This is a genomic window from Scandinavium tedordense (genome assembly GCF_024764965.1).
GTDB classification, from domain to species: domain Bacteria; phylum Pseudomonadota; class Gammaproteobacteria; order Enterobacterales; family Enterobacteriaceae; genus Scandinavium; species Scandinavium tedordense.
On the sequence record NZ_JALIGG010000057.1, the window covers coordinates 679,115 to 706,055 of the forward strand.

The 26,941-nt window shown below is 52.7% G+C and carries 24 protein-coding genes, 1 tRNA gene and 2 pseudogenes; 14 read left to right on the forward strand and 13 right to left on the reverse strand.

The genetic code is table 11. The annotated features are described in order from the left end of the window. Window positions 1-80 precede the first annotated feature (80 nt). The 6 genes from rlmKL (at window position 81) to rmf (ending at window position 7,999) form a co-directional block, all read left to right on the forward strand. Window positions 81-2,186 carry a bifunctional 23S rRNA (guanine(2069)-N(7))-methyltransferase RlmK/23S rRNA (guanine(2445)-N(2))-methyltransferase RlmL gene (rlmKL, locus tag MUU46_RS19165; protein WP_258966366.1) on the forward strand — a complete coding sequence of 702 codons (2,106 nt, stop codon included), beginning with the start codon at window positions 81-83 and terminating at the stop codon, window positions 2,184-2,186. A 12-nt stretch (window positions 2,187-2,198) separates the two neighbouring features. Then, the gene (locus tag MUU46_RS19170; protein WP_159753654.1) at window positions 2,199-4,103 is read left to right on the forward strand and encodes an ABC transporter ATP-binding protein; all 1,905 of its coding nucleotides are present in this window, start codon (window positions 2,199-2,201) and stop codon (window positions 4,101-4,103) included. A gap of 14 nt (window positions 4,104-4,117) precedes the next feature. Next, a complete protein-coding gene (gene pqiA, locus MUU46_RS19175) occupies window positions 4,118-5,371 on the forward strand; it encodes a membrane integrity-associated transporter subunit PqiA (protein ID WP_159753651.1) in 1,254 nt (417 codons plus the stop codon). A 4-nt stretch (window positions 5,372-5,375) separates the two neighbouring features. Then, a complete protein-coding gene (gene pqiB, locus MUU46_RS19180) occupies window positions 5,376-7,016 on the forward strand; it encodes an intermembrane transport protein PqiB (protein WP_159753648.1) in 1,641 nt (546 codons plus the stop codon). After that, window positions 7,013-7,576, forward strand: a complete 564-nt coding sequence (pqiC, locus tag MUU46_RS19185) for a membrane integrity-associated transporter subunit PqiC (RefSeq protein ID WP_258966367.1) — start codon at window positions 7,013-7,015, stop codon at window positions 7,574-7,576. Before pqiB ends, pqiC begins: the two co-directional genes overlap by 4 nt. Before the next feature lie 255 nt (window positions 7,577-7,831). Continuing rightward, window positions 7,832-7,999 carry a ribosome modulation factor gene (gene rmf, locus MUU46_RS19190; RefSeq protein ID WP_054179110.1) on the forward strand — a complete coding sequence of 56 codons (168 nt, stop codon included), beginning with the start codon at window positions 7,832-7,834 and terminating at the stop codon, window positions 7,997-7,999. 79 nt (window positions 8,000-8,078) lie between these two features. Here the strand turns inward: rmf and fabA are convergent, their stop codons facing one another. Both fabA and MUU46_RS19200 read right to left on the reverse strand, forming a co-directional pair. Then, window positions 8,079-8,597 carry a bifunctional 3-hydroxydecanoyl-ACP dehydratase/trans-2-decenoyl-ACP isomerase gene (gene fabA, locus MUU46_RS19195; protein ID WP_159753642.1) on the reverse strand — a complete coding sequence of 173 codons (519 nt, stop codon included), beginning with the start codon at window positions 8,595-8,597 and terminating at the stop codon, window positions 8,079-8,081. Between the two features lie 69 nt (window positions 8,598-8,666). After that, window positions 8,667-10,424: an AAA family ATPase gene (locus MUU46_RS19200; protein WP_258966368.1), complete on the reverse strand. Its 1,758-nt coding sequence runs from the start codon at window positions 10,422-10,424 to the stop codon at window positions 8,667-8,669. A 184-nt stretch (window positions 10,425-10,608) separates the two neighbouring features. Here MUU46_RS19200 and matP point away from each other — a divergent pair, with 184 nt between their 5' ends. Beyond that, complete coding sequence (gene matP, locus MUU46_RS19205) at window positions 10,609-11,064, forward strand: macrodomain Ter protein MatP (protein ID WP_258966369.1); 456 nt, start codon at window positions 10,609-10,611, stop codon at window positions 11,062-11,064. Between the two features lie 60 nt (window positions 11,065-11,124). On the opposite strand, the gene ompA is transcribed toward matP, so the two are convergent. Both ompA and sulA read right to left on the reverse strand, forming a co-directional pair. Further along, the gene (ompA, locus tag MUU46_RS19210; protein WP_159753637.1) at window positions 11,125-12,177 is read right to left on the reverse strand and encodes a porin OmpA; all 1,053 of its coding nucleotides are present in this window, start codon (window positions 12,175-12,177) and stop codon (window positions 11,125-11,127) included. Window positions 12,178-12,533: 356 nt separating this feature from the next. Continuing rightward, window positions 12,534-13,031 (reverse strand): SOS-induced cell division inhibitor SulA, encoded by a 498-nt coding sequence (sulA, locus tag MUU46_RS19215; protein WP_159753634.1) that lies wholly within the window; start codon window positions 13,029-13,031, stop codon window positions 12,534-12,536. 217 nt (window positions 13,032-13,248) lie between these two features. On the opposite strand from sulA, the gene MUU46_RS19220 reads away from it, so the two are divergent. Continuing rightward, complete coding sequence (locus MUU46_RS19220) at window positions 13,249-13,878, forward strand: TfoX/Sxy family DNA transformation protein (protein WP_258966370.1); 630 nt, start codon at window positions 13,249-13,251, stop codon at window positions 13,876-13,878. Here MUU46_RS19220 and yccS read toward each other — a convergent pair. Together yccS and MUU46_RS19230 are read right to left on the reverse strand one after the other, a co-directional pair. After that, on the reverse strand, window positions 13,859-15,994 hold the full coding sequence (yccS, locus tag MUU46_RS19225) for a YccS family putative transporter (RefSeq protein ID WP_159753628.1): 2,136 nt from the start codon (window positions 15,992-15,994) through the stop codon (window positions 13,859-13,861). The two genes, MUU46_RS19220 and yccS, sit on opposite strands and share 20 nt — an antisense overlap. 17 nt (window positions 15,995-16,011) lie before the next feature. Continuing rightward, on the reverse strand, window positions 16,012-16,458 hold the full coding sequence (locus tag MUU46_RS19230; RefSeq protein WP_159753625.1) for a YccF domain-containing protein: 447 nt from the start codon (window positions 16,456-16,458) through the stop codon (window positions 16,012-16,014). A 124-nt stretch (window positions 16,459-16,582) separates the two neighbouring features. Here MUU46_RS19230 and helD point away from each other — a divergent pair, with 124 nt between their 5' ends. After that, window positions 16,583-18,637, forward strand: a complete 2,055-nt coding sequence (gene helD / locus MUU46_RS19235) for a DNA helicase IV (protein WP_258966371.1) — start codon at window positions 16,583-16,585, stop codon at window positions 18,635-18,637. Window positions 18,638-18,729: 92 nt separating this feature from the next. Here the strand turns inward: helD and mgsA are convergent, their stop codons facing one another. Then, window positions 18,730-19,188 carry a methylglyoxal synthase gene (mgsA, locus tag MUU46_RS19240; RefSeq protein WP_159773248.1) on the reverse strand — a complete coding sequence of 153 codons (459 nt, stop codon included), beginning with the start codon at window positions 19,186-19,188 and terminating at the stop codon, window positions 18,730-18,732. Between the two features lie 94 nt (window positions 19,189-19,282). After that, entirely contained in the window at window positions 19,283-19,945 is a 663-nt protein-coding gene (csgI, locus tag MUU46_RS19245) for a curli synthesis inhibitor (RefSeq protein WP_159753616.1), read from the reverse strand. Between the two features lie 169 nt (window positions 19,946-20,114). On the opposite strand from csgI, the gene MUU46_RS19250 reads away from it, so the two are divergent. After that, complete coding sequence (locus MUU46_RS19250) at window positions 20,115-20,528, forward strand: CoA-binding protein (RefSeq protein WP_159753613.1); 414 nt, start codon at window positions 20,115-20,117, stop codon at window positions 20,526-20,528. A 28-nt stretch (window positions 20,529-20,556) separates the two neighbouring features. Here the strand turns inward: MUU46_RS19250 and hspQ are convergent, their stop codons facing one another. Together hspQ and rlmI are read right to left on the reverse strand one after the other, a co-directional pair. After that, window positions 20,557-20,874: a heat shock protein HspQ gene (gene hspQ, locus MUU46_RS19255; protein WP_159755213.1), complete on the reverse strand. Its 318-nt coding sequence runs from the start codon at window positions 20,872-20,874 to the stop codon at window positions 20,557-20,559. 63 nt (window positions 20,875-20,937) lie between these two features. Continuing rightward, window positions 20,938-22,128 carry a 23S rRNA (cytosine(1962)-C(5))-methyltransferase RlmI gene (gene rlmI, locus MUU46_RS19260; protein ID WP_258966372.1) on the reverse strand — a complete coding sequence of 397 codons (1,191 nt, stop codon included), beginning with the start codon at window positions 22,126-22,128 and terminating at the stop codon, window positions 20,938-20,940. A gap of 273 nt (window positions 22,129-22,401) precedes the next feature. Between rlmI and yccX the strand changes: the two genes are divergently transcribed. Beyond that, on the forward strand, window positions 22,402-22,683 hold the full coding sequence (gene yccX / locus MUU46_RS19265; RefSeq protein ID WP_159753607.1) for an acylphosphatase: 282 nt from the start codon (window positions 22,402-22,404) through the stop codon (window positions 22,681-22,683). Here the strand turns inward: yccX and tusE are convergent. Next, window positions 22,680-23,009, reverse strand: a complete 330-nt coding sequence (gene tusE / locus MUU46_RS19270) for a sulfurtransferase TusE (RefSeq protein ID WP_258966387.1) — start codon at window positions 23,007-23,009, stop codon at window positions 22,680-22,682. The two genes, yccX and tusE, sit on opposite strands and share 4 nt — an antisense overlap. A 90-nt stretch (window positions 23,010-23,099) precedes the next feature. Then, a complete protein-coding gene (gene yccA / locus MUU46_RS19275; protein ID WP_110509855.1) occupies window positions 23,100-23,759 on the reverse strand; it encodes an FtsH protease modulator YccA in 660 nt (219 codons plus the stop codon). Between the two features lie 273 nt (window positions 23,760-24,032). On the opposite strand from yccA, the pseudogene MUU46_RS19280 reads away from it, so the two are divergent. Beyond that, a pseudogene (locus tag MUU46_RS19280) lies at window positions 24,033-25,661 on the forward strand (ABC transporter substrate-binding protein). A 146-nt stretch (window positions 25,662-25,807) separates the two neighbouring features. Next, a tRNA-Ser gene (locus tag MUU46_RS19285) sits at window positions 25,808-25,895 on the forward strand. Between the two features lie 256 nt (window positions 25,896-26,151). On the opposite strand, the gene MUU46_RS19290 is transcribed toward MUU46_RS19285, so the two are convergent. Further along, window positions 26,152-26,799, reverse strand: a complete 648-nt coding sequence (locus MUU46_RS19290) for a LysR substrate-binding domain-containing protein (RefSeq protein ID WP_258966373.1) — start codon at window positions 26,797-26,799, stop codon at window positions 26,152-26,154. 26 nt (window positions 26,800-26,825) lie between these two features. Between MUU46_RS19290 and MUU46_RS23120 the strand changes: the two are divergent. Next, a pseudogene (locus MUU46_RS23120) lies at window positions 26,826-26,941 on the forward strand (hypothetical protein); the annotation flags it as partial.

The following is a 26,941-nucleotide window of genomic DNA, read 5'->3' on the forward strand; positions in this document are numbered from 1 at the left end:
ACGTTTGAAAAAAGTCGCCCTATATGAAGCCCAGATTCGCTATAATGCGCAACAATTTTCTGTGAGTAATAAGTGACGATATGAATTCTCTGTTTGCCAGTACGGCCCGTGGGCTGGAAGAGCTGTTAAAAACTGAACTGGAAAACCTGGGCGCCAGTGCCTGTGCGGTGGTTCAGGGTGGTGTCCATTTTGAAGGTGACACGCGACTGCTGTACCAGAGCCTGATGTGGAGCCGTTTGGCGTCACGTATCATGATGCCGCTCGGTGAGTGCAAGGTTTACAGCGATCTGGATCTGTACCTTGGCGTTCAGGCCATCAACTGGACAGAGATGTTCAATCAGGACTCGACCTTTGCCGTGCACTTCAGCGGTGTGAATGAGGAAATTCGCAACAGCCAGTACGGCGCGCTTAAGGTCAAAGACGCCATCGTCGATGCTTTTACCCGCAAAAATCTTCCGCGTCCGAATGTTGATAAAGAAAATCCGGACGTCCGGGTTAATGTCTGGCTGAATAAAGAAGTCGCGCATATTTCTCTCGACCTGAGCGGGGAGGGCCTGCATCTGCGTGGCTATCGTGACGCAGCCGGCATGGCGCCTATCAAAGAAACCCTGGCCGCGGCTATCGTGATGCGTTCTGGCTGGCAGCCGGGCACGCCGATGCTCGACCCAATGTGCGGTTCCGGTACGTTGCTGATTGAAGCCGCAATGCTTGCGACAGACCGTGCACCAGGCCTGCACCGTGGCTACTGGGGCTTTAACGGCTGGTCACAGCACGATGAAGTCATCTGGCAGGAAGTGAAAGCCGAAGCCCAGACCCGCGCTCGCGCCGGTCTCGAGGCTTATGAATCCCGTTTCTACGGCTCTGATATCGATGGTCGCGTGATTGATCGCGCGCGCAGTAACGCCCGTCGGGCCGGGGTGGCCGACATCGTCAACTTTGAAGTGAAAGACGTTGCGAAGCTGAGCAATCCGCTGCCGAAAGGGCCATACGGTACTGTCATCAGCAACCCGCCGTACGGCGAACGTCTGGACAGCGAACCGGCACTGATTGCGCTGCATAACCTGTTGGGTCGTACCATGAAATCCCAGTTTGGCGGCTGGAATCTGTCCCTGTTCAGCGCATCCCCTGAACTGCTGAGCTGTCTGCAGCTGCGTGCTGAGCGTCAGTTCAAAGCTAAAAACGGCCCACTGGACTGCGTACAGAAAAACTATCACCTGGCCGAAACCGACGGAACCACGACGGTTATGCTGGCAGATGATTACGCCAACCGTCTGCGTAAGAACGTCAAAAAACTCGACAAATGGGCGCGCCAGGAAGGCATTGAATGCTACCGTGTTTATGATGCTGATCTGCCGGAATATAACGTAGCGGTCGATCGCTACGGTGACTGGGTTGTTGTGCAGGAATATGCGCCACCGAAAACTGTGGATGCAACTAAAGCGCGTCAGCGTTTGTTCGACGTGATTGCCGCCACCATTTCGGTGCTGGGCATTGCGCCGAATAAACTGGTACTGAAAACCCGTGAGCGTCAGAAGGGTAAAAATCAGTATGAGAAGATGAGCGAGAAGGGCGAATTCATGCAGGTGAGCGAGTACAATGCGCGCCTGTGGGTGAACCTGACCGATTATCTCGATACCGGCTTGTTCCTCGACCACCGTATCGCCCGTCGTATGTTGGGTCAGATGAGCAAAGGCAAGGATTTCCTTAACCTGTTCGCCTATACCGGTACCGCTAGCGTGCACGCTGGTCTGGGTGGCGCACGCAGCACCACCACGGTGGATATGTCACGCACCTATCTGGAATGGGCTGAACGTAACCTGCGCCTCAACGGTCTGACCGGACGTCCGCACCGCCTGCTGCAGGCTGACGTGCTGGGCTGGTTGCGTGATGCAGATGAACAGTTTGACCTGATCTTCATCGATCCGCCGACATTCTCAAACTCTAAGCGCATGGAAGATACGTTCGACGTCCAGCGTGATCATCTGAAGCTGATGGCTGATTTGAAACGACTGCTGCGCAAAGGCGGCACGATCATGTTCTCCAACAACAAACGCGGCTTCAAACTCGATATCGACGGCATGGCAAAACTGGGCCTGAAAGCAGAAGAAATTACTCAAAAAACGCTTTCAGCTGATTTCGTCCGTAACCGTCAAATCCATAACTGCTGGCTCATTACCGCAGCCTGAAGGAAAGAATAAATGTCTTTAATTAGTATGCATGGCGCCTGGCTTTCGTTCAGCGATGCGCCTCTCCTTGATAATACCGAATTGCATATCGAGGATAACGAGCGCGTCTGTCTGGTTGGGCGTAATGGCGCCGGTAAATCGACGCTGATGAAAATCCTTAATCGCGAACAGGGCCTGGATGATGGTCGCATCATCTATGAACAGGATCTGGTAGTGGCACGTCTGCAACAGGATCCGCCGCGCAATGTGGAAGGTAGCGTTTACGATTTCATCGCCGAAGGTATCTCTGAGCAGGCGGAATATCTCAAGCGCTATCACGAGATTTCCCATTTGGTGATGACCGACCCGAGCGACAGAAATCTTAACGAGATGGCGAAGCTGCAGGAGCTTTTGGATCACCACGGTCTGTGGCAGATCGAAAGCCGCATCAACGAAGTGCTGGAACAGCTGGGTCTCGAAGCCGATATGGCACTGGGCTCGCTGTCAGGCGGCTGGCTGCGTAAAGCGGCGTTGGGCCGCGCGCTGGTCAGCGGTCCGCGCGTTTTGCTGCTCGACGAACCAACGAACCACCTGGACATCGAAACTATCGACTGGCTGGAAGGGTTCCTGAAAACGTTCAAAGGCACCATTATCTTCATCTCGCACGACCGTTCCTTTATCCGCAACATGGCAACCCGCATTGTCGATCTCGATCGCGGCAAGCTGGTGACCTACCCGGGTAATTACGATCAGTATCTGCTGGAAAAAGAAGAGATGCTGCGCGTGGAAGAGCTGCAAAACGCCGAGTTCGACCGCAAGCTGGCGCAGGAAGAAGTGTGGATCCGTCAAGGCATTAAAGCGCGTCGTACGCGTAACGAAGGCCGCGTCCGCGCCCTGAAAGATATGCGCCGTGAGCGCAATGAGCGTCGCGAAGTATTGGGCAGTGCCCGCATGCAGGTTGAAGAAGCGAGCCGCTCAGGCAAAATTGTGTTTGAACTGGAAAACGTTGACTACCAGGTCGATGGCAAAGTGCTGGTGAAGGACTTCTCCGTTCAGGTACAGCGTGGCGACAAAATAGCGCTGATCGGCCCGAACGGCTGCGGTAAAACCACGTTGCTTAAACTGATGTTGGGGCAGTTGCAGGCTGACAGCGGCCGCGTTCACTGTGGCACCAAGCTGGAAGTGGCCTATTTCGATCAGCACCGCGCTGAGCTCGATCCGGACAGAACGGTGATGGACAACCTGGCTGAGGGTAAGCAGGAAGTGATGGTCAACGGTAAGCCGCGTCACGTGCTCGGTTATCTCCAGGACTTCCTGTTCCACCCGAAACGCGCCATGACGCCAGTGCGCGCGCTGTCGGGCGGGGAGCGTAACCGCCTGCTGTTGGCGCGTTTGTTCCTCAAGCCAAGCAACCTGCTGATCCTCGATGAACCGACCAACGACCTCGATGTTGAAACGCTGGAACTGCTTGAAGAACTTATCGACGGTTATCAGGGTACCGTTATGCTGGTGAGCCACGATCGTCAGTTCGTGGATAACACCGTGACCGACTGCTGGATCTTCGAAGGCAACGGTAAAATCAGTGCATATGTAGGCGGTTACCATGATGCACGCGGGCAGCAGGCGCAGTCTCAGTCGCGCAAGCAGCCGGTCGAGAATAAAAGTGCTAAAGAAGAAGCAAAAGCAGGAACTGTCAAACGCGCGCCTGGCAAACTAAGCTATAACCTGCAGCGCGAATTAGAGCAGCTTCCTCAACGTCTTGAAGAACTTGAGGCAAACCTTGAAGGTTTGCAGGCGCAGGTCGCGAGTCCTGACTTCTTTAATCAGTCGCATGACCATACGCAGCAGGTGCTGGCGGATATGGAATTGGCCGAGAAAGCTCTGGAAGAGGCATTTGAACGCTGGGAATATCTCGAAGCGTTAAAAAACGGTGGTTAATGTGAGGAACGTTCATGTGCGATGAACACCATGCTGCAGGGCATATCCTGTGCCCACAATGCGATTTGCTGGTGGCGTTACCGCACCTCGAACACCGCCACAAGGCGTCGTGCCCTCGTTGCGGCACGACGCTGACGACCGAATGGGATGAGCCGCGACAGCGGCCCACAGCCTATGCGCTGGTAGCACTGTTCATGCTGCTACTGGCGAACCTGTTTCCGTTCGTCAATATGAACGTCGGCGGGATCAGCAGTGAAATTGAGCTGCTTGAAATCCCGCACGTGCTGTTTTCTGAAGACTACGCCAGCCTCGGCACCTTCTTCCTGCTGTTTGTGCAGCTGGTTCCGGCGTTTTGCCTGGCCACCATTCTGGTGCTGGTCAACCGGGTCCCGCTACCGCAAAAAATTCAGGTGTTCCTGGCCCGTATTCTGTTCCACTTAAAAAGCTGGGGCATGGCCGAGATTTTCCTCGCCGGGGTGCTGGTCAGTTTCGTGAAGCTGATGGCTTACGGCGATATTGGCGTGGGTACCAGTTTTGTTCCTTGGTGTATGTTCTGTCTGCTTCAGCTGCGCACATTCCAGTGCGTTGACCGTCGCTGGCTCTGGGACGACATCAAACCGATGCCTAAACTCGAACAATCGCTGAAAGTGGGTGTGACGGGGATCCGTCAGGGTCTGCGTTCCTGTTCGTGCTGCACCGCCATTCTTCCTGCCGAACTGCCGGTCTGTCCGCGCTGTGAAACCAAAGGCTTTGTCCGTCGCAGACACAGCCTGCAATGGACGCTGGCGCTGTTGATGACCTCGATTATTCTCTATCTGCCTGCCAATATTCTGCCGATCATGATTACGGATTTGCTCGGTGAGAAACTGCCGTCGACCATTATCGCCGGGGTGGTATTGCTGTGGAGTGAAGGATCGTATCCGGTAGCGATGGTGATTTTTATCGCCAGTATTATGGTGCCGACGCTGAAAATGATCGCCATTGCCTGGCTGTGCTGGAATGCTAACGGCAACGGAAGCCGCGACAGCGAGCGGATGCACCTTGTGTATGAGGTGGTTGAATTTGTTGGCCGTTGGTCAATGATTGATGTTTTTGTGATAGCAGTGCTATCCGCGCTGGTGCGCATGGGAGGCTTAATGAATATCTATCCGGCGATAGGAGCAGTAATGTTCGCGTTGGTGGTTGTCATGACCATGTTCTCCGCCATGACCTTCGATCCTCGCTTGTTGTGGGATCGTGAGCCAGAATCAAGCCATGAGGAAAAGTAATAACATGGAAAACAAGAGTGGAGAGGCGAAAGTGCAGAAGGTGAAGAACTGGTCGCCAGTGTGGATCTTTCCCATCGTTACCGCGCTTATCGGCGCATGGATCCTCTTTTATCACTACAGCCATCAAGGGCCAGAAGTTACCCTGATGACCACCAACGCTGAAGGTATTGAAGGCGGAAAAACCCGCATCAAGAGCCGCAGCGTGGATGTCGGCGTGGTGGAAAGCACAACCCTGACGGACGATCTGACGCACGTTGAAATCAAGGCGCGTCTGAATACCGGAATGGAAAAACTACTGCATGGTGATTCGGCCTTTTGGGTCGTGAAACCACAGGTTGGGCGTGAGGGTATCAGCGGCCTCGGTACGTTGTTATCGGGAGCCTATATTGAACTTCAGCCAGGGGCTAAAGGCACTGAGCCTGAGAAATTCCAGCTGCTGGATTCCCCCCCACTTGCGCCACCGGATGCGAAAGGTATCCGCGTTATGCTCGAAAGTAACAAAGCAGGGCAACTCTCTCCGGGCGATCCGGTACTGTTCCGCGGTTATCGCGTGGGGTCGGTCGAGACCAGTACCTTTAATGCCGATAAGCGCAGCATAACGTACCAACTGTTTATTAGCGCGCCGAATGACCGCCTTGTCACCACCAACGCCCGCTTCTGGAAAGACAGCGGTATAGCGGTGGATCTGACCTCTGCCGGGATGCGCGTAGAAATGGGATCGTTGTCGACCCTGTTCGGTGGTGGTGTCAGCTTTGACGTGCCGGATGGACAGTCACTGGGTGAGCCGGTGGCGAACAAAACGGAATATCATCTGTTTGACGATCAACGTTCCATTCAGGATGCGATGTATACCCAGCATGTTGATTACGTCATGTTCTTCAAGGATTCGGTTCGTGGTCTTCAGCCGGGCGCTCCGGTGGAATTCCGTGGCATCCGTCTGGGTACTGTAGGTAAAGTACCGTTCTTCATCCCGGGCCTGCATCAGCGTCTGAGTGATGATTACCGTATTCCGGTTCAGATACGTATCGAGCCTGAGCGTCTGGTTAACCAACTGGGCGGCGATCCGGATATTCGCAGTCATCTGGATACCCTGATTGAACGTGGCCTTCGTGGTTCGCTCAAGTCTGGTAATCTGGTTACTGGGGCGCTTTACATCGATCTCGACTTCTATCCAAAAGCTGAACCGCGCGGCAAGTTCCGCGAGTTTGGTGGTTTTCAAATTATCCCGACCGTGAGTGGTGGACTGGCGCAAATCCAGCAACGCCTGATGGATGCGCTGGATAAAATCAATAATCTGCCAATCAATCCGTTGATTGAACAGGCCACAAACTCGCTGGCGGAAAGCCAGAAAACCATGAAGCACGTGCAGGCGACGCTGGATAATCTCAATAAGATTACCGGTAGCCAGTCGATGCAGGACCTGCCAGCCGACATGCAGAAAACGCTGCATGAGCTGAACCGCAGTATGCAGGGCTTCCAGCCTGGTTCTGCGGCATACAACAAAATGGTCGGCGATATGCAGCGTCTGGATCAGGTACTCCGTGAACTGCAGCCTGTGCTGAAAACACTCAACAATAAGAGCAACGCGTTGGTGTTCGAAGCGAAGGATAAAAAGGATCCGCAGCCGAAGAGGGCGAAAGAATGAAAAAATGGCTACCCGTAGCATTAGCTTGCCTGCTGTCGGCGTGCAGCAGCAGCAGTGACAACAAAACTTACTATCAACTTCCCCTTCCTCAGGCTGGCGTGCAAAGCACGGCCAGCCAGGGCAGCCACCTGCTGTGGGTTGAGCAGGTGAGCATCCCTGATTATCTCGCCGGAAACGGCGTGGTGTATCAGACCAGTGATGTTCAGTACGTGATTGCAAACAATAACCTGTGGGCAAGCCCGCTGGATCAGCAACTGCGTACTACGCTGGTGGCGAACCTCAGCACCCAGCTTCCGGGTTGGGTAGTTGCGTCACAACCGCTGGGCAGCGACCAGGATACCCTCAACGTCAATGTGAGCGGTTTCCATGGTCGTTATGACGGTAAGGTAATTGTGAGCGGTGAATGGCTCCTGAACCATCAGGGGCAGCTTATTAAGCGTCCGTTCAACATCGAGGTCAAGCAGCAGCAAGACGGCTATGACGCAATGGTGAAAACGCTGGCACAGGCCTGGAGTCAGGAAGCGACATCTATTGCGCAGTCAATTAATCGCTTGCCATAAGTAAAATTCATCACCGTTAAAACCGCAGCAGACATGTTTCTGCTGCGGTTTTTTTGTTTTTGGCCTCAGGTGGTTAGTTGTCCGGCTTCACGATTTTTGTACAAATGAACTTCTGAGTAGCTCACAAATATGACACTGGCGTGAATTTTGCGCATTGACGCTGTGGTCGATTCAGGGTATCCCTAATGTGTGGTTGCACATTTGGTGACCACTGTTTTCTTTTCCACCAGACTCAAAAAATGAGGGAAACGAGGCATGAAGAGACAAAAACGTGATCGCCTGGAACGGGCACATCAACGTGGGTACCAGGCTGGCATCGCTGGCAAATCAAAAGAAATCTGTCCTTATCAGACCTTAAACCAACGGTCGCACTGGCTGGGAGGCTGGCGAGAAGCCATGGAGGACAGGGCAGTAATCGCCTGATGCTGTCTCTTTAAAACAAAGAAGCCTCTGCATGCAGAGGCTTCGCCGTTTCTACACACCCGAAGGTACGTTAAACGCATCAGAACGCAGAAGTGTCCTGGAACAAACCCACTTTCAGGTCAGTCGCTTCGTAGATGCGATGACCGTCAACCAGGACTTCACCATCAGCGATACCCAGGATCAGTCGGCGGTTAATCACGCGTTTGAAGTGGATGCGATAGGTCACTTTTTTCGCGGTAGGCAGAATTTGGCCCGTGAATTTCACTTCGCCAACGCCCAGTGCACGACCTTTTCCTTCGCCGCCAAGCCAGCCCAGGTAGAAGCCGACCAGCTGCCACATGGCATCCAGGCCCAGACAGCCAGGCATTACCGGGTCGCCGATGAAATGGCAACCGAAGAACCACAGGTCAGGATTGATATCCAGCTCTGCTTCCACGTAGCCTTTATCGAAGTTACCGCCCGTCTCGGTCATTTTGATGACACGATCCATCATCAGCATGTTGGCTGACGGAAGCTGCGGGCCTTTTTCGCCAAACAGTTCGCCGCGTCCGGAGGCAAGAAGATCTTCTTTTGAATAGGATTCGCGTTTATCTACCATGTTTTCAGTAAGCCTTATTTTGAGTTCGCGACGCAGGATAGCTAACACGTGTACGCTGAACAAGTCCGATCAGTTTGAATGAAACCAGTTTAACCAGCGCATTGCCCACGGGCGATGACGTATATCCTGCTGATTTGCCTGAGCAATACGTTCCTGAATAGTTTGCAGAAGCGTGGTCTGGCCTTCGCCGTCCCAATTCAACTGCGTCAACAGCGACAACGCATCCGTCACATCATCAATTGCCCAGAGTGAAAATTCACCGGCTTCCACGGCTTTCTGTACGTCCTGCGCAAGGCTGAGATGACGCACGTTTGCAGAAGGAATGATAATCCCCTGTTTCCCGGTCAGGCCACGCTGCTGACAGATAGCAAAGAAGCCTTCAATTTTTTCATTGAGGCCGCCTACCGGCTGCGCACGACCAAACTGGTCAACGGAACCGGTGATGGCCAGGCTTTGATTGACCGGCACGTTCGACAGGGCACTGATCAGGGCACATAATTCGGCCATTGATGCACTGTCTCCGTCGACTTCGCTGTACGACTGCTCGAAGGTGAGAGACGCTGAGAAGGGGATCTGTTGGTCCAGTCCCAGTTCAGCCATCAAAAACGCCTGCATAATCATCATGCCTTTGGCATGAATGTTACCGCCGAGTTCTGCTTTGCGTTCGATATCAGTGAACTCACCGTCACCAATGTGAACTACGCAGCTGATACGCGAAGGTTCACCGAAGGCGCGCGGGTGACCCGGGAATTCGACCACAGATAGGGCGTTAATCTGGCCTATCTGTTCGCCTTCCGTTTCGATAAGGATCTGTTCAAGCAGAATTTCATCCTGCATGCGCTCCGCCAAATAACCTTCACGCCACTGGCGTTGAACCAGCATGGTGATCAGCTGTTCTGCGCTAAAACGTTCACCTTCACAGAAGGCAGCGGCTTCACGCAGCTGGCGGCCAATCCACAGTGGGCACAATGGCAGTGCCTGTTGGTCACCGGTGTAACGTGCGCCTTCCTGAATGAGAAGCGGCCAGGCGTCGGTATCGGGGCCCGGTAAATTCAGACCGCGGGCAATATGCCACACCCACTGACACCAGAGTTTCTGCGAGTCTTCATCAACGATCTGCAGATTGTCTTCATATTCACTGTAGATGGCTTTTTCGCACAATTCCGGCTCCATGTCCTGGAAATCGGCTAGCGATTCACGCTCACCAACTAGCATCACCTTCAGCGACAGCGGCATAGAAGGGATGCTGACGGGCAGGGGACGGGCATCATCAAAAGTCAGCCAGTCAAAACGCTGATGGGAGACGATGTTCTTCAAACGCATCCACAGCAGCGGCTGAGAAAGCAGGCTGCGTAAGGAGAGGATTAAAACGCCGCCGTTAGCCTGATGCACGAGACCCGGCTGGAGGCTGATTTCACCATTGAACTGACGAACACAGCCAAATAGCTGCTCGGCTTCAACCCAATCAGCCTGGATGATTGGCCCCTGGCTTGCGAAATTGTCTTCGGGCGCGGTAGCGGCAGTCAGGCTAACCTGATTGCCGTTGACCGTGTAACGGACACCACAGAGCGGCTGCGCATCGTCGCGACGTTCGCGAGTGGCATCGGTCAGTAGCTGTAGATACTCAGGTTCTTCCGGGGCTTTCACCAACAGGAAGTCAGATATGGCCTGAGGATAGAGGAATTGATCCAGCGCGTAGTGCAGACGTGCCTGCAGTTCGCCGGGTAAGGAATCGGTTTCGGTTGCCAAATTAGGCTGGGCAAACAGCGTCTGATAAGCCTCAAGATCGGGGGCTAAATCGCGCTGTGAAAGTTTTGTAATCGTCAAAGTCGCTGTTTTTTAGTCAGATGTAAAGCGGGTGATTATACCTCAAGGCGACACTCAGCACACGGGGATTAGCGGGCAACTTTCTGAAGGAGAAAAGCCTCACTCGCTCAGGGCGATTTCTTCTCAGCACAACAGCAAAAACCTGTTATCCTGAAATGAGTTACACGGTCACATTGAGATCGCAATGAAATATCAACAACTGGAAAACCTTGAAAGCGGCTGGAAATGGAAGTACCTGGTTAAAAAGCACCGGGAAGGTGAGCTGATCACCCGCTACATTGAGGCCAGCGCTGCACAAGACGCGATAGATACCTTGTTGACGCTCGAAAACGAACCTGTACAGGTCAACGACTGGATTGAACAGCACATGAATCCGGCGCTGTTTAATCGTATGAAGCAAACGATTCGAGCGCGACGTAAACGTCACTTCAACGCCGAGCATCAGCACACTCGCAAGAAGTCTATAGACCTGGAGTTTATCGTCTGGCAACGCCTGGCGGGCCTGGCACATCGCCGGGGTAAGACCCTGTCGGAGACGATAGTGCAGTTAATTGAAGATGCGGAAAACAAAGAGAAGTACGCGAGCAAGATGACAACGCTCAAACAAGATTTGCAGGCGTTGCTAGGGAAAGAGAAATAACCTACCTGAATTCAGAATAAAAAAAACCCCGCGATGCGGGGTTTTTTATTAGACGATAACTTAAGCCTGTGGCTGAGTTACAACGTCTTTGCTACCTTTAACTTCGATCTCTACGCGACGATCTGGAGCCAGGCAATCGATCAGTGCAGCGCGAGCTTTCACGTTGTCACAGGTGTTGCCGGTAACTGGGTTAGATTCGCCCATACCACGTGGGGAGATCTTGTTAGCCGGGATACCTTTAGATACGAGGTAATCGACAACAGACTGTGCACGCTGCTCAGACAGTTTCTGGTTGTAGGAATCAGAACCGATACGGTCGGTGAAGCCCAGAACCACTACTGAACCGTCTTTAGGATCCAGGTTGCTCAGCTGGGAGTACAGCTGATCCAGTGCCTGCTGACCTTCTGGTTTCAGAGTCGCTTTGTTGAAGTTGAACAGAACGTCAGACTTCAGAGTGAAGTGCTTGGTCTGTACTTCTGGAGCTGGAGCTGGAGCCGGGGCTACAACTGGAGCAACATCGTTCTGGCCGAAGCGGTAAGAAACACCAACGCTCAGCATGCCGTTATCAGGACGAACACCTACGGTGCCTGCGTCGCCGATGTTGTTAACCCACTGGTATTCCAGACGGGTAGCGATGTCACGGGTCATTGCCCACTCAACGCCGCCAGCGAATACTGGGGAAACGCCGGTGTCGTGGTTATCGCCACCTACGTTGTTGCTGGAGTCAGCGCGCCATACCATGCCGCCCAGACGAGTGTAAACGTCCAGATCGTCGGTTACCGGGTAACCCAGTTTAGCAGTCAGCTGAACGCCTTGAGCTTTGAATGCGCCGTTAACCTGGTCGCCTTTATAAGGCATACGGCCCAGCCAGTCATAACCCATTTCGAAACCAACATACGGGTTTACCTGGTAACCACCGAACGCACCTGCACCGAGCTGGCTGTCGTGGGTTGGACCATTGTTGTTCAGGGAGCTGTCATACCAGCCAGTATCATGGAACTGAGACCAGCCCAATTTACCACCAGCATACCAGGTGTTATCTTTCGGTGCGGCTTGCGCTACAGTAGCGAAGCCTGCCAGTGCCACTGCAATCGCGATAGCTGTCTTTTTCATTTTTTGCGCCTCGTTATCATCCAAAAATCGCCATGAATATCCATTTAGAAGTTCACGGTTAAATCCTTCACCGGGGGCGGAGCCTAATTCAGGAACTACGCCGTAATCTGTGGCTTAAGCCGATCACCCCTGGCGATGTAAAGTCTACAACGTACTTGAAAACTTACAAGTGTGAACTCTGTCAGGCATATGAAAAAAAAAGAGTTGTATACACAATATTTAACATTTATGTTGGATTTTTGCGCCGAACAAAATGCTGAGAACCGCACCAGACAAGCATTTTCCTAAATTAACCCGCGAAAAATAGCGGGTTATAGACAGGGCAAAAAAAATGCTAGGAATAATCCTATTTTTACTCAATGATACAAATTAGAGTGAATTTTAAGGCCGGAAAACTGTCTCGTCGGCAGGGAAGTGGTTCTGACAGGACGCATAATAAAGCCCATTGCGTTACCTTCTTCGGCTGCAATGGCGAGTCGATGATGTTCATCTTCGCTCAACTCTTCGGTAACCCAGCCAATAACAACACTATAGTTCCCGGTACGAAGTGCGCGAATCATAGATTCAAGCGTCATTTCTGGCAACATTTGGCTAACTTGCATGACTTTAGACAGCGGAAGGCCCGATGCCTGAACCCACTGGCGACTCAGTTTCTGCTGCGGCGTGAGCCACAGCTGCCAGCGATCTTGCTGGCCAAGCTGCTGCAAAAGGGGTAACAGCAGCAATTGAGTCATCATCGGCTGATCCTCACGATAAAGCACTTCGCTGATAAGCCCAGTAGAACTGTGCTGTGGATGGTCGACTGCAGTTGCAGAAACCATTGATGTGCGATTTGCATAACCTGAAGTGTACATAGTGAATCCCGCCCTGTGGGTTACTGTATGAATATACAGTATACCTGGTCAGACGAAAGATCAACTTCATTTTCTGAAAGCTCCTCGCAAATATTGTACAGAAAAGGGCCTCTGGATAAGAACCTCTTGCCCCCGGAATTGAACTTACTTATGTTCTTCATTAACGGATCCGCTATCAAAACCCTTTAATCTAACTGCATGATTACAGGACAGAATCATGGGAAAAATATCAATTAAAAGGATCTATCAGTGTGAAGAATGTTTGTCTTCTCTGGGGAAAATTCATCACCGCGCATTGTTTGGGGGATATAGCCTTTCCATTGATGACACCGTATTCGCCATGGTGGCTCATGGCGAGCTTTACCTCCGGGTGTGTGAACAAAGTGCGACCTATAATGTGGCAACCCCACCGCGGTTGTTAACACTTGTTAAGCGTGGCCGCCCGATATCGCTGAATTACTATTGGGTCGACGAAAACCTTTGGCAGGATCAGTCTCTGTTATTGAACATGTCTGCGATGTCACTCCGTGAAGCGCAAAACGAGAAGCAGCGTCGAAGCGACCCACAGCGAATGCGTAACCTGCCGAATATCAGCTTCCAACTGGAGCTACTGCTGACGGAAGCGGGGATTCACGATCTGGACGCGTTACAAAAGTTGGGTGCGGCGGCGGCGTGGTATCGACTGCGTGCTATGCGGAAAGATTTAAGTATCAATGTGCTCTTCGCACTGGAGGGCGCAATAACCGGTATGCATGCGGCCATCATACCGTTGCACCGCCGTCAGCATCTCCTTGAGTGGGCAGAGACGCTGACGGAGAGAAAGAACGCTATGCCCGAAGAGGGGTAACCTTCTGCTGCAGGCGACAAAATTCTGGCAACAGGCTTACCATTAATCCAATCTGCTGGAGGACTAGCGGAGCTTTACTTTCTAAACCGGGGTCGAGGTGATGGATCCGTTCCATTAAGCCCGCCAGCGCCTCCTGCACACGTTTTTCATCCGACGGTGAATGATGAAATGCGTCGTCAACATAACAAACTGCATCATCCAGCAACGTCAGGATATCAGGGTTGGTTAACTGTTCCCGATGGGCTCCAAGCGCGGAAATATAGCTGGTAAAGGTATGATTCAGGCAAAGCAGTCGGAAGGCCGTTTCCCGCATTTCTGCGGTCACGCGCGGCTCGGTAGACATGTTCGAGACCACGGACGCCAGTTCCGCATCACGATTATGTGCATCGCGGCGGGCAATGCGGTAGGGCAGGCGGTTATCGCGGCCCTGATGATATTGCTCCAGAATCGCATCCAGATAGCGGCAGTTTGCATCAACAGCCCTCGCCATTACCGTCGGCAGATTACGGAACTTCCAGTCAGGCCAGATAAAGGTGACCGCCGCCCACGCGATGGCACAGCCGATAAGCGTATCAATAATACGTGGAAGGGCGACTTCAAACCCTTCCCCAAGCAAATTGAAACACAGCAGGACCAGCAGGGTAATGAACATCGTTGCATGGGCGTACTGAATATTTCGGAAGGCGAAGAACAGTACGCCGGTGAGCACAATCAGTAACAGCTGTCCTTCAATTGACGGTACCAGCAGCAGCACCGGCAGGCCGATGGCCACGCCTATCAGCGTGCCGATAACACGAAGCGCCAGCCGGTGGCGCGTTGCATTATAGTTCGGCTGGCAGACGAACAGGCTGGTGAGCAGGATCCAGTAGCCATGATTCATCCCGGTGAACTGTATAAACGCATAGCCCGCACAGAGAACCAGCGACATCCTGACCGCATGGCGGAACAAGGCTGACTCGGCGGAAAAGTTGCGGCTCAGTCGCAGCCAGACATCGCTGAACCCGTGCAGTCGGTCATCGGCCAGCTGCGTTTCGGTCTCGCTCTGTGGCAGGGCTAACTGCTGCTCAGACTCAATGGTCGCCAGCTGCGCGTCAATGGCGTGAAGGTTATTGAGCAGAAAACCCAGGGCTTTCATCTGCTCTTTATCGGCTCCGCTGGCGCTGACTCTCTCGAGTGCTGCATTCAGATGAGTGAAAGCGCGTTCAAAGCGTGCGTCATGCTGGTAGGGCGTACGCAGCAAAATGGAGCGGGAAAGCTGCATACACGCCTGGGATTGCATCGAAAGCAGGCGCTGGAAGCGGAACATGACGTCGCTATAGCGGAAGTTATCGCGCAGGGACTGATACTGCACGTGCGAGGAGCTGGCACGCTCGTGGATATCCTGCGCCGCGAAATAATAATGCAGCGTGCGACGGGTGCCACGCTGTCCGCGATCGCCGCGCAAACGGGTTAGCAGCGAGGCTTTGGTCTGATTCAGCGTGGCGACCAGTTGTCCGTTAGCCATCGCCAGTTCAACCAGCGGAGCCTGTGTTTCATTCTCGATATCCGGGTCGAAAAGTCGTGACTTGAGTTCCAGATAATGCGCGAGCTGTTCATAGCTGCGGGCGAGATTATCCTGCAACGGACGAATGGGGAAAATCAGATGACCGGTCAGCGTCAGCAGGTTGTACCACACCGCGCCCGCGAGCAGCAGTAGCGGTTGTTGATACCAGTGCTCGTAAAGTGACACGCCGAGCATGGTATAGATGGCTATCAACAACGCGCCAAAGGCGATGGTCGCGTAGCGCTGCCCAAGGCCACCCAGCAGGATGAAGCCGCTGGTGGACAACGTCAGTCCGAGCGCAAAAGCCCACGGCCACGGGAATAGCAACTCAACGGATGCTGAGGCAATGAAGAAACATACCAGCGTGATCACGAGATTACGCAGTCGTCCGGCGAGCCTGTCATCGAGATCGGCCAGCGCAGCAGCCACCACCCCAAGCGTCAGCGGGATGGTGAGTTTCACTTCCCCAAGGCACCAAGGCAGCGCGGCGGTTCCGCATAGCGCGATAAAAATTCTGGCGTTATACAGCCAGGCGCTGTTCCAGGTATAACGGCGTAATAAAGGACTTAGCATGCGGTAATCAGTCCCGATCATTGAAATCGGCGACGCGCATTGGCTTCACGCGCGGCACGGGCAGTTTCTACGGAAACCACGCGGCGGCCAACAGGCCACAAAGCGATAGCGGCAATCTTAAAGTTGGCGATCCCCACAGGAATTCCAATGATAGTTATACACTGCGCAATGCCCGCGACAATATGTGTCAGGCACAGCCACCAGCCGAACAGCACGAACCACAGAATGTTCAGCAGCGTACCGCCGGTATTCATCAGCTCACTTTTTTCGCCAGGACTCAGCTCATCCACATGCACGGCTTCATTACCGAACGGCAGAAACGACAGTTTTGTGATTTCCCAGCAGGAGCGGGTCAGCGGTAACGTAATGATCAACACCATGCTGACGACCGTGGCCAGCAGCCAGCCCAGCGTTGTAAGAAAACCACCCAATACAAAGTTCAAAATATTCAGAACGGTACGCATATAACCTCTGTTCAGTCCTGTGAAAAGAAAGACCCGACGATTGTAACGTTTTTTAGCGCTGGAGCACCTGGAATCTGGCGGTTACACTGTCATACATAAGTCTACATCCGGGATTTGGCAAGACATGGAACTAAAAGCAACAGCCCTCGGCAAACGCATGGCGCAGCACCCCTACGACCGGGTTGAACTCCTGAATGCCGGAGTAAAAGTCTCTGGCGATCATCATGAATACCTGATTCCGTTTAATCAGCTGACCGCCATTCATTGCAAGCGAGGTTTGGTGTGGGGCGAGCTGGAGTTCGTTCTGCCGGATAACAAAGTGGTTCGCCTGCACGGCACTGAATGGGCCGACACTCAGCGTTTTCATCATCATCTGCAAAGTCGCTGGCAGCAGTGGAGTGATGAAATGAGTGTCATTGCCGCTGACGTTTTACAGCAGCAGTTGACGGTTATCTCGCGCCACAGTGCAGAAGGCAAATGGCTGACCCGCGAGGCTGTCGGACAACTGCGACAAAAAATTCTCAGTGCTCTGGACGCGCTGCCTGTTCCTGTGGCGCGGCTGGACAGTTTCGACAACTGCCACGAACTCTGGCAGCAGTGTCAGGCGTGGTTGAAAGACCGCGATGCCAGCCGACTCAAGCATAACCAGGCATTTACTGAAACGATGCTGAAACAGTACGCCGCTTTCTTCCAGGGAATTGAATCCTCACCACTCAATGATGCGCAGGCGCGTGCGGTGGTGAATGGCGAACGTTCGCTTCTGGTATTGGCCGGTGCGGGTAGCGGTAAAACGTCGGTGCTGGTGGCCCGTGCCGGTTGGCTGCTGACGCGTGGAGAAGCTGCTGCTGATCAGATTTTACTGCTGGCGTTTGGTCGCAAAGCGGCGCAGGAGATGGACGAGCGTATTCGCGAGCGTCTCAACACTGAAGCCATCAGTGCGAAAACGTTCCATGCGCTGGCGCTGCACATTATCCAGCAGGGCAGCAAAAAAGTGCCGGTTATCAGCAAACTGGAAAATGACGCCACTGCGCGCCAGTCACTGCTGACAAAATGCTGGCAGCAACAATGTCAGGAGAAAAAGGCGCAGGCCAAAGGCTGGCGACAGTGGCTTGAGGAAGAAATGGAATGGAATGTGCCGGAGGAGGACTACTGGCACGACCCTAAAATTGTGCGTCGGATGGGCAGCCGCCTCGATCGCTGGGTCAGCCTGATTCGCAGCCATGGCGGTTCGCAGGCTGAAATGATCGAAAGCGCACCGGAAGAGATCCGTGAGCTGTTTGGTAAGCGCGTCAAGCTGATGGCTCCGCTGCTAAAAGCGTGGAAAACGGCGCTGAAAGACGAAGGCGCGGTAGATTTTTCCGGGCTGATTCATCAGGCCATTAACGTGCTGGAAAAAGGGCGTTTCGTCAGCCCCTGGAAGCACATTCTGGTGGATGAATTCCAGGATATTTCCCCTCAGCGTGCGGCACTGTTGGCGGCGTTGCGTAAGCAGAACTCACAAACCACCTTGTTTGCGGTGGGAGATGACTGGCAAGCAATCTACCGCTTTAGCGGTGCGCAGCTATCCCTGACCACCGCGTTTACCGATTATTTCGGTGAAGGCGACAACTGCGCACTGGATACCACTTACCGTTTTAACAGTCGAATTGGCGAAATTGCTAACCGTTTTATTCAGCAAAACCCACATCAGCTAAGCAAACCCCTGAACAGCCTGACGACGGGCGACAAAAAAGCCGTCACGTTACTGCCGGACGATCAGCTCGATGCTTTGCTCGATAAACTGAGTGGTTTTGCGAAGCCGGAACAGCGCATTTTAATTATGGCGCGTTATCACCATCTGAAACCTGCACTGCTGGAAAAAGCAGCGACCCGTTGGCCGAAACTGCAGATTGATTTTATGACCATTCACGCCAGTAAAGGTCAGCAGGCAGATTACGCGATTGTGCTCGGTTTGCAGGAAGGTCAAGATGCGTTTCCGGCACCGGTGCGGGAGTCCGTCATGGAACAGGCGTTACTGCCGCAGCCGGAGGATTTCCCTGATGCTGAAGAAAGGCGTTTGCTGTACGTCGCCATGACGCGCGCGCGCCAGCGTGTGTGGCTGATGTTCAACAAGCAGGAGCCGTCGGTGTTTGTCGAGGTACTGAAATATCTGGATGTGCCGGTCGCCCGTAAACCCTGATTAAAGTGCTTAACTGCCCGGCGGCGCTGCGCCAACCGGACCTACAGCTTCGAGCGTAGGTCCGCATAAATGCAGTGCCGCTGGGCTTTTTATTACTTGAGACGTTCTGCCAGGTAACGCTGATAGTCAGGGATTTGAATATCTACCGGCGCGTTGAAGTTAGCCGACTGAATAATGAAATCCGCGGTGGAGACGTTGGTTGCCACCGGAATGTTCCATACGGTGGCCAGGCGCAAAAGGGCTTTTACATCCGGATCGTGCGGCACGGCGTTCAGCGGATCCCAAAAGAAGATCAGGACATCAATTTTACCTTCTGCGATCATCGCGCCGACCTGCTGATCGCCGCCCATCGGGCCGCTCAGCATTGCCGTGACGTCCAGACCGGTTGCGCGCTGAACCAGATTACCGGTGGTGCCGGTGCCATAAAGTTCATGCTGTGCCAGCAGCGGTTGATGACGCTCAACCCAGGCTTTCAACATCTGCTTACAGTGATCGTGCGCGACCAGGGCGATATGTTTTCGACCCGGTAGGGTACGGGTTGTCTGTTCCATAATTATTTTCCATCATTCAACATGTCGACAGATTACTGGAAGTGATTGTTGCTGCAAGCGGCAACCGCGAATTTTCCTGCGCTACGTCATGATATCAGGAGGATGGCTGCGATTTTGCCCATTCAAGAAAGCGGTTGCGGGTTTGCGGGTCGGCCAGTTGGAACCAGTATTTCAGCCGTTGTTCAGTCAATGTTTGCGACTGATAGGCTGGATTATCCAGCTCGTTGGTTTTCGTTAACAGCGTGCTGTCGTCCGACTGCGGCATACTGAACTGCGTGCTGGAGGCTTGCTTATTGGCGATGTTGTAAGCCTCTGTCGCTTTTTCATAATCGATGTTGGTCCCCGTCTGGGTGATCGCCAGAATATCCAGTTTGACCGGAATAGGCATTGCGTTGCCATCCAGCAGGCTAACGTGCGGCGTGGAGGTGAAGGTCTCGGTATCTTCCAGCGTTTCGAGCCGCGGCAGGCTGAAGTTTATCTGGCCTACCAACTGCGAATTAAAGTTGGCAATCAGCGGCGGCGAGACGTACAACTGGCGATTCTGATCGGGCAATATAATCATTTTTTCAACACGAAATACGACCTGATGTGGGCCGTTATCCACCTCAAGGCTTTCTGCCCCGCGTAACAGCAGGCTGGACACTTTCTTGCCGTCCAGTACCAGTAAATCAATGTCACCTGAGAGCCGAAGCGTCGTGGCAAATACGCTGCCAGGCATCAGAAGCAACAGACACAATATGGTCATCCCCGTTCTCATCGCTATCTCCTGAAAAAATGCCTGCCCGTAGAGTGTATCAAATCTTTACGAAATCGGTTTTTATTAACATATAGACATAATCCAGGGTTCTGCCCTCATACTCTGGTATGACTGAATGGCTGGCGTATCAGGATTGTCGTACACTTTGCAAAATTGCCCGGAGGAAATAATGAAAGAGAACGAAATTGCAGGCATTTTGAACGAGACCCGAACCATCGCGCTGGTGGGGGCGAGCGATAAGCCGGACCGCCCAAGCTATCGGGTGATGAAGTATCTGTTGGACCAGGGTTATCACGTCATTCCAGTGTCACCGAAAGTGGCGGGTAAAACGTTACTCGGCCAGCAAGGCTACAGCACGCTGGCGGAAGTGCCTGAAAAAGTGGATATGGTGGATGTATTCCGCAATTCAGAAGCCGCCTGGGGCGTGGCGCAAGAAGCGATTGCGATCGGGGCCAAAACGCTGTGGATGCAGCTGGGTGTCATCAACGAACAGGCCGCCGTGCTGGCACAAGATGCGGGACTGAAGGTGGTGATGGATAAATGTCCGGCGATTGAAATTCCCCGTTTGGGGCTCGCGAAATAAGGAAAACCCCGCCTCGGCGGGGTTTTTATCAGTTACGCAGGCGAGGTGCCTGAAGTTGTTGGCGAATGGTTTGCGCCAGTTCGTCCATTGATGGCTGTTCCGGGTGCTCGTCGTTGGCTTCGTTTTGCAACTGGGCTTCTGCGAGATAGGTATGGACGGGTTCGCCGTCATCGTCTTCCATCACCACGTGATACCACGGTGAAGTACGCAGCTCGTCGTTCACCGCGACCTCATCATCCGAGGGCTCATCCAGGGAGTATTCCGGATCGATATCGACGATCACGCCAAGATACCCTAACAGCGAATGGCGGACCTGCTGGCCGATACCAAATTTGCTGGCAATCATCATAGTCACCTCCCAGGAAACATTACTGACATTAAATATGAGGGCAATGTTTCACTTTTCAACTTACATGACGCGACAGGCAAATCCTTTCAGATACAGCCCTTCCGGATAGGTCGCGATCACCGGGTGATCGGCTGCCTGACGGAACTGCTCTATAAATTGTACATCACGCCCGGCATCAACTGCGGCATCGGCGATGATTTTTTGAAATAAATCTGTGGTCATCAGGCCGGAGCAGGAGTAGGTCATCAGCACGCCGCCCAGATTTAACAGCTGGATCGCCAACATATTGATATCTTTATAGCCGCGACAGGCACCCATCAGCTGGTTTTTGTTTTCCACGAACTTCGGCGGATCCATTACGATCACGTCAAATTTTTCGCCATCATCGCGGTATTTACGCAGCAGTTTAAATACATCGTCACGCACAAATTCTGCTTTGCTCAAATCAAGCTTGTTAAGCTCGACGTTCTGTTTGGCGATATCCAGTGCATCCTGCGAAGTATCGACGCTGATGACCTGACGGCAGCCGCCCATCAGAGCAGAAACAGCGAAACCACCGGTATAGGAGAAGCAGTTCAGCACACGTTTATCGGCTACGTAGCGACGAGTTGCCAGACGGCTGTCTCGCTGATCGAGGTAATAACCGGTTTTATGGCCATTCTGGATATCAACCAGCAGCTTCATACCATGTTCTTCGATTGGCAGCAGGGCGGGTGGCATTTCGCCAGTTACCGGACCTTGCGTCAGTTCCATGCCTTCTTTTTTACGCACCGCCACGTCGCTGCGGTCGTAAATCGCGCAGTCCGGGAAACAGGTTTGCAGGGCGCTGATCAGCGCGGCACGCTGGTATTCTGCCCCGGCGCTCAGCAATTGCAGTACCAGGAAGTTGCCGAAGCGGTCGATGGTCACACCCGGCAGGCCGTCAGATTCACCGGCAATCAGACGGTAGCTGTCGAGACCGTCTTTTTCTGCCAGCCAGTTACGCCAAGTTTGTGCGCGCTGTAAGCGACGTTCAAAGAAGGCGATATCAATGGTTTCTGCCTGATCAAAGGTCCAGACGCGAGCGCGGATCTGCGATGCCGGAGAGTACGCTCCGCGTGCCAGCCACTTACCCTGATGGTCAACAATATCAATGGTTTCACCGAGAGAAGCTTTGCCTTCTACACGCGCTACAGCGCCAGAGAAGATCCATGGGTGGCGGCGAAGTAAGGATTTTTCGCGGCCTTTGGCTAACACTAAACGTACGCTCATAATTAATTGTTCTGTTGTTTCGAAGAAAATGGGCGCTATTTTCCCACGTCAGCGAGGAAATGCAATGAATAACGGGCCTGACACCGGCCCGGTGCTCGATTGCGATGAACGTTTCGGCACAAAAGCAAATCATACCCGCACAATAAATAACGGCGGCACCCGATTTCGTCAGCACTACGGCTGATTGCCAAAGAATGTGCGTTGAACATGATGCCTAAAGGACCACCGATAATTTGCTATTCTGATGATTCAGTTCAACAAGGGGGAACCGTTATGGCACAGGTGTGCACAATCTCATGGGTTCACGGCATGGTGCAGGGGGTTGGGTTTCGCTACAGCACGCAGCGTGAGGCTTTAAAACTGGGGCTAACTGGCTACGCGCGGAATCTGGATGACGGCAGCGTCGAAGTACTGGCGTGCGGGGAAGCGGATAAAGTAGAACAGCTGGTGGCGTGGCTAAAAGCGGGTGGACCGCGCAGCGCCCGGGTCGATAAAGTTCTGGCTGAACCGCACCAACCCGGGAAAACCTGGACCGATTTCGGCATTCGCTATTAAATGCATTTCACCGGTTTTGGCAGGCCAGCAATCTTGGTGGCCTGTTTGGCCGGGCCTTTGGGGAACAGGCGATACAGATAACGGCTGTTGCCTTTCTCTTCGCCGAGCTTTTTTGCCATCGCTTTGACCAGCATCCGGATAGCCGGTGAAGTATTGAACTCGAGGTAAAAGTCTCGCACAAAGCGCACCACTTCCCAGTGCTCAGGGGACAGGATGATAGCCTCTTTCTGCGCAATCACTTCCGCCAGGCCTTCGCTCCACTGGCTACTCTCTTTCAGGTAACCGTCGTTATCGGTCTCTATTTCTTTGCCTTCAAAGTTCAACATATTCATTCATAGCCGTTATTAGAAACCGCCGCAGTGTAGCAAAAAACAAAGCCCCGCATAAGCGGGGCTTGAGGTCTGGCTGAGTCTGCTTTAGTTACGGTTAGCGAAGCCGAGAATGCTCAGCAGGCTGACAAAGATGTTATACAGCGAGACATACAGGCTGACGGTCGCACGAATGTAGTTCGTTTCACCGCCGCGGATGATGTTGCTGGTCTCAAACAGGATGGCGCCCGAAGAGATAAGAATGAACACCGCGCTAATGGCCAGGTGCAGCGCAGGCAATTGCAGGAAGATGTTCGCCACCATTCCGACTAGCACGACCACGACGCCCGCCATCAGCATACCGCCGAGGAAGGACATGTCTTTGCGGGTGGTCAGCACGTAAGCCGAGCAGCTGAAGAACACCAGGGCGGTGCCGCCCAGCGCCATGCCAATCACATCACCCATTCCGGCAGCAAGATACGCGTTCAGCATTGGCCCGAGGATGTAGCCCAGGAAACCGGTGAAAGCGAACGCCGCCAGAATACCGGTCGGTTTATCGGCCAGTTTGTAAGTCAGGAACATCAGGCCGTACATGCCGACCAGCGTCAGAATCAGCCCTGGTGAAGGCAGCATCAGTACGGTGCTTGCGGTGGCGGTGATCGCCGAAAACGCCAGCGTCAGGCTCAGCAGGAAATAGGTATTGCGCAGAACTTTGTGCGTGCTCAGTAGCGAAGTACGGTCACGCGACGAGGTAATAATGCGATCCATAGTCACTCTCTATATTAAGGCCAGGGTATTAACTGCCGAGAATATGTAAATAAACGCCAAAGCTCTAGTGCTTTTACCCATCTTTACCGACCCGCATCCCCCGTTAAACAGACGAATATATCGACGTTAAATCACCACGCAGAATGTTTGGTTTTTTTCAGCGCCAGGCCAGATCAACATCTTATAGGTTACTGAAAAATATTGCGTTATTGCAAATCCGTCGCTAACACTGAGAGCGGTATCATCAATAATGAAATCAATAAGGCAAAGGATATGAACCGACTAAAACACAATCACATCACGCTCGCATTACTCGCAGCCGGGCTTATCAGCTCGGCTTCAATGACTTGGGCGGCCAACGTTCCCGCAGGCACACAGTTGGCGGACAAGCAGGAGCTGGTCAGAAATAACGGTAATGAACCGGCCTCGCTGGACCCGCACAAGGTAGAAAGTGACGTTGAGTTCAACATTATCAGCGACATGTTTGATGGGCTGGTGGCGGTCAAACCTGACGGTAGTATCGAGCCACGGCTGGCGGCCTCATGGGAGAACAAAGACAACACCATCTGGACCTTCCATCTGCGGCCTGGCATCACGTGGTCTGACGGGACCGCCATTACCGCACAGGATATCGTCTGGAGCTGGCAGCGGCTGGTGACCCCAAAAACCGCGTCACCGTATGCCAGTTACCCGGGCAACATGCATATCGTGAATGCTGCCGATATCGCGTTGGGTAAAAAAACGCCTGACACGTTGGGCGTGAAAGCGCTGGACGACAACACCCTACAGATTACGTTGAATCAGCCGACGGCGTCTTTCCTTGCGATGCTGGCTCACCCGTAGTTGGTGCCGGTCGATCAGGTGCTGATCAACCGCTTCGGCGATAAATGGACGCTGCCGGAACACTTCGTCAGTAGCGGGGCGTACAAGCTTTCCCAGTGGGTGGTCAACGAGCGGATCACCGCAGTGCGCAATCCGAAGTATTGGGATGACGAACATACGGTCATCAATAAAGTGACCTATCTGCCGATTCACTCGGAAGCGGCGGACGTCAATCGCTACAAGGCGGGTGAGATCGATATCGTTTATACCTTGCCTATCAATCAGTTTGCCCAGTTGAAAAAAACGATGGGCGATCAGGTGGACGTATCGCCGCAGCTCGCCACTTACTATTACGAGTTCAACACCACCAAAGCACCGTTCAACGATGCCCGTGTGCGCCGGGCGCTGAATATGGCGCTGGATAAAGACATCATCGCCGACAAAGTGTTGGGGCAGGGGCAGAAACCCGCCTGGCTCATCAGTCAGCCAGAGATTGGCGGCGTAACGCTTCACGCGCCGGATTACGCCAGCTGGCCGCAGGCAAAACGCATTTCCGAAGCGAAAAAGCTACTCACCGAGGCCGGTTTTGGGGCCAACCATCCGCTATCGTTTAATTTGCTCTACAACACGTCCGAATCACATCAGCGTATTGCCATCGCTGTCAGCTCGATGTGGAAGAAAAATCTTGGCGTGGAAGCGAAGCTGCAAAATCAGGAATGGAAAACCATGCTCGACACGATGCACACCGGGAATTTTGACGCGGTGCGCTACGCGTGGATTGCCGACTACGATGATGCATCGACGTTCCTGAATAACTTCCGCACCGGTGACAGTGAGAACACCAGCAAATACAGCAACCCGGCCTACGACGAAGCCTTACACAATGCGGCAAAAGCCAAAGACACCGCTGAGCGCGGCAAATACTATCAGCAGGCCGAAGACATGTTAGGGCAGGATGTTCCGGCTATTCCGGTCTATCACTACGTACGAACGCACCTTGTGAAGCCATGGGTGGGAGGATTTACACCTGACAGCCTCGGCTATTACTACACCAAGGATATGTACATCAAAAAACATTAAGCGTTTATATGATGATAAAAATGCCTAATAACTGCTCAATGTGTTGTTAATTCAGCCGAATAACAACGATTTGACTGTTTTTTGCGCGAACGAACAAGGTGGGGCTTTACAGGAAGTTCGGGTATGTTTATAGTGCGTCCCACTTAGGAAGCGTGGCCGAGCGGTTGAAGGCACCGGTCTTGAAAACCGGCGACCCGAAAGGGTTCTAGAGTTCGAATCTCTACGCTTCCGCCAATTAAAACAAGGGGTTACCGAAAGGTAACCCCTTGTTGCTTTGGACTGTTGGTATATTCACAGAGATATGTGATTGGACCTACCTACCTGAAATTGAATATCGACCTCGTAACATCCCTTGCTTTACCTCTCATCCTGCAAGCCTTCTCGCTTTTCCTTGATACAGTACCTGTAACTTACTGAAAGAACGCAGTGTTGGTACCCGGTAAGTGTACGCGCCACCGGGCAAAAAGCGTTTATCGGCAACCAGGTAATATCAGCGCTTATTTTCTGCCGCCAGTGGAAAGACTTTATGAATGTGGTCAATAATCTTCTGCGAAATTTCATCCTGCATATTCACCTTTTTATAGCTCATATAAATAGGGTTAGGGGCGAAGGTAATATTTGTTTTAATTTTCTTAATATTAAAAGATGAATGTATTTGTTGATAAAAACGTTCTGTGACTACCGCAACAAGATCTGTTGATTCTGCCACCGCGGCCATGGCTAATATGGACGAGGTGCGTAAAGCGAATTTACGCTGTTCGAAGAGTTTTGCTAATTCGGACTGTGATCTTTTGACTGAATTGGCTGAGGAGTCAAAAATAGAAAAAGACTCCTGGCGCAACGCTTCGATATTTGCCGTTTCCTTTATACGTGGGTGATCACTCCTGCACACCAGGCAGCGCTGTTCGTAGAAAAGGGCTTCAGAGTAAATTGAACTATCATAAATTGGGTCAATATCAAAGACTAAGTCAACTTTTCGTAAAGCTAACAGTTCGCTGGCGGAGTCAGATTTTGGGTCATGATATTGATGCACCACTTTGCAGTTGATTTTTTCTTTTTCAATAAACAGGCAAATCAGTGGCACTATGATAGTGGCCAAATAAGGGGTGCAGTAGACAACCAAACGGTTCTTGGTCATTTTGTTGGTGATCGTGGCTTTGTTGAATAAATCGAACTTTTGCTGAGTTAAAGGATCAGATCACGCATCATCCGGCAACACGGGTCGTCCCATGGCAAAACAGAAGTTTAAAGTCACTAACTGGCGCAATTACAACAAAGCC

Coding starts and splice junctions, on each gene's coding strand:
- rlmKL (WP_258966366.1), top strand. CDS start 81: ATGAATTCTCTGTTTGCCAGTACGGCCCGTGGGCTGGAAGAGCTGTTA.
- MUU46_RS19170 (WP_159753654.1), top strand. CDS start 2,199: ATGTCTTTAATTAGTATGCATGGCGCCTGGCTTTCGTTCAGCGATGCG.
- pqiA (WP_159753651.1), top strand. CDS start 4,118: ATGTGCGATGAACACCATGCTGCAGGGCATATCCTGTGCCCACAATGC.
- pqiB (WP_159753648.1), top strand. CDS start 5,376: ATGGAAAACAAGAGTGGAGAGGCGAAAGTGCAGAAGGTGAAGAACTGG.
- pqiC (WP_258966367.1), top strand. CDS start 7,013: ATGAAAAAATGGCTACCCGTAGCATTAGCTTGCCTGCTGTCGGCGTGC.
- rmf (WP_054179110.1), top strand. CDS start 7,832: ATGAAGAGACAAAAACGTGATCGCCTGGAACGGGCACATCAACGTGGG.
- fabA (WP_159753642.1), bottom strand. CDS start 8,597: ATGGTAGATAAACGCGAATCCTATTCAAAAGAAGATCTTCTTGCCTCC.
- matP (WP_258966369.1), top strand. CDS start 10,609: ATGAAATATCAACAACTGGAAAACCTTGAAAGCGGCTGGAAATGGAAG.
- ompA (WP_159753637.1), bottom strand. CDS start 12,177: ATGAAAAAGACAGCTATCGCGATTGCAGTGGCACTGGCAGGCTTCGCT.
- sulA (WP_159753634.1), bottom strand. CDS start 13,031: ATGTACACTTCAGGTTATGCAAATCGCACATCAATGGTTTCTGCAACT.
- MUU46_RS19220 (WP_258966370.1), top strand. CDS start 13,249: ATGGGAAAAATATCAATTAAAAGGATCTATCAGTGTGAAGAATGTTTG.
- yccS (WP_159753628.1), bottom strand. CDS start 15,994: ATGCTAAGTCCTTTATTACGCCGTTATACCTGGAACAGCGCCTGGCTG.
- MUU46_RS19230 (WP_159753625.1), bottom strand. CDS start 16,458: ATGCGTACCGTTCTGAATATTTTGAACTTTGTATTGGGTGGTTTTCTT.
- helD (WP_258966371.1), top strand. CDS start 16,583: ATGGAACTAAAAGCAACAGCCCTCGGCAAACGCATGGCGCAGCACCCC.
- mgsA (WP_159773248.1), bottom strand. CDS start 19,188: ATGGAACAGACAACCCGTACCCTACCGGGTCGAAAACATATCGCCCTG.
- csgI (WP_159753616.1), bottom strand. CDS start 19,945: ATGAGAACGGGGATGACCATATTGTGTCTGTTGCTTCTGATGCCTGGC.
- MUU46_RS19250 (WP_159753613.1), top strand. CDS start 20,115: ATGAAAGAGAACGAAATTGCAGGCATTTTGAACGAGACCCGAACCATC.
- hspQ (WP_159755213.1), bottom strand. CDS start 20,874: ATGATTGCCAGCAAATTTGGTATCGGCCAGCAGGTCCGCCATTCGCTG.
- rlmI (WP_258966372.1), bottom strand. CDS start 22,128: ATGAGCGTACGTTTAGTGTTAGCCAAAGGCCGCGAAAAATCCTTACTT.
- yccX (WP_159753607.1), top strand. CDS start 22,402: ATGGCACAGGTGTGCACAATCTCATGGGTTCACGGCATGGTGCAGGGG.
- tusE (WP_258966387.1), bottom strand. CDS start 23,009: ATGTTGAACTTTGAAGGCAAAGAAATAGAGACCGATAACGACGGTTAC.
- yccA (WP_110509855.1), bottom strand. CDS start 23,759: ATGGATCGCATTATTACCTCGTCGCGTGACCGTACTTCGCTACTGAGC.
- MUU46_RS19290 (WP_258966373.1), bottom strand. CDS start 26,799: ATGACCAAGAACCGTTTGGTTGTCTACTGCACCCCTTATTTGGCCACT.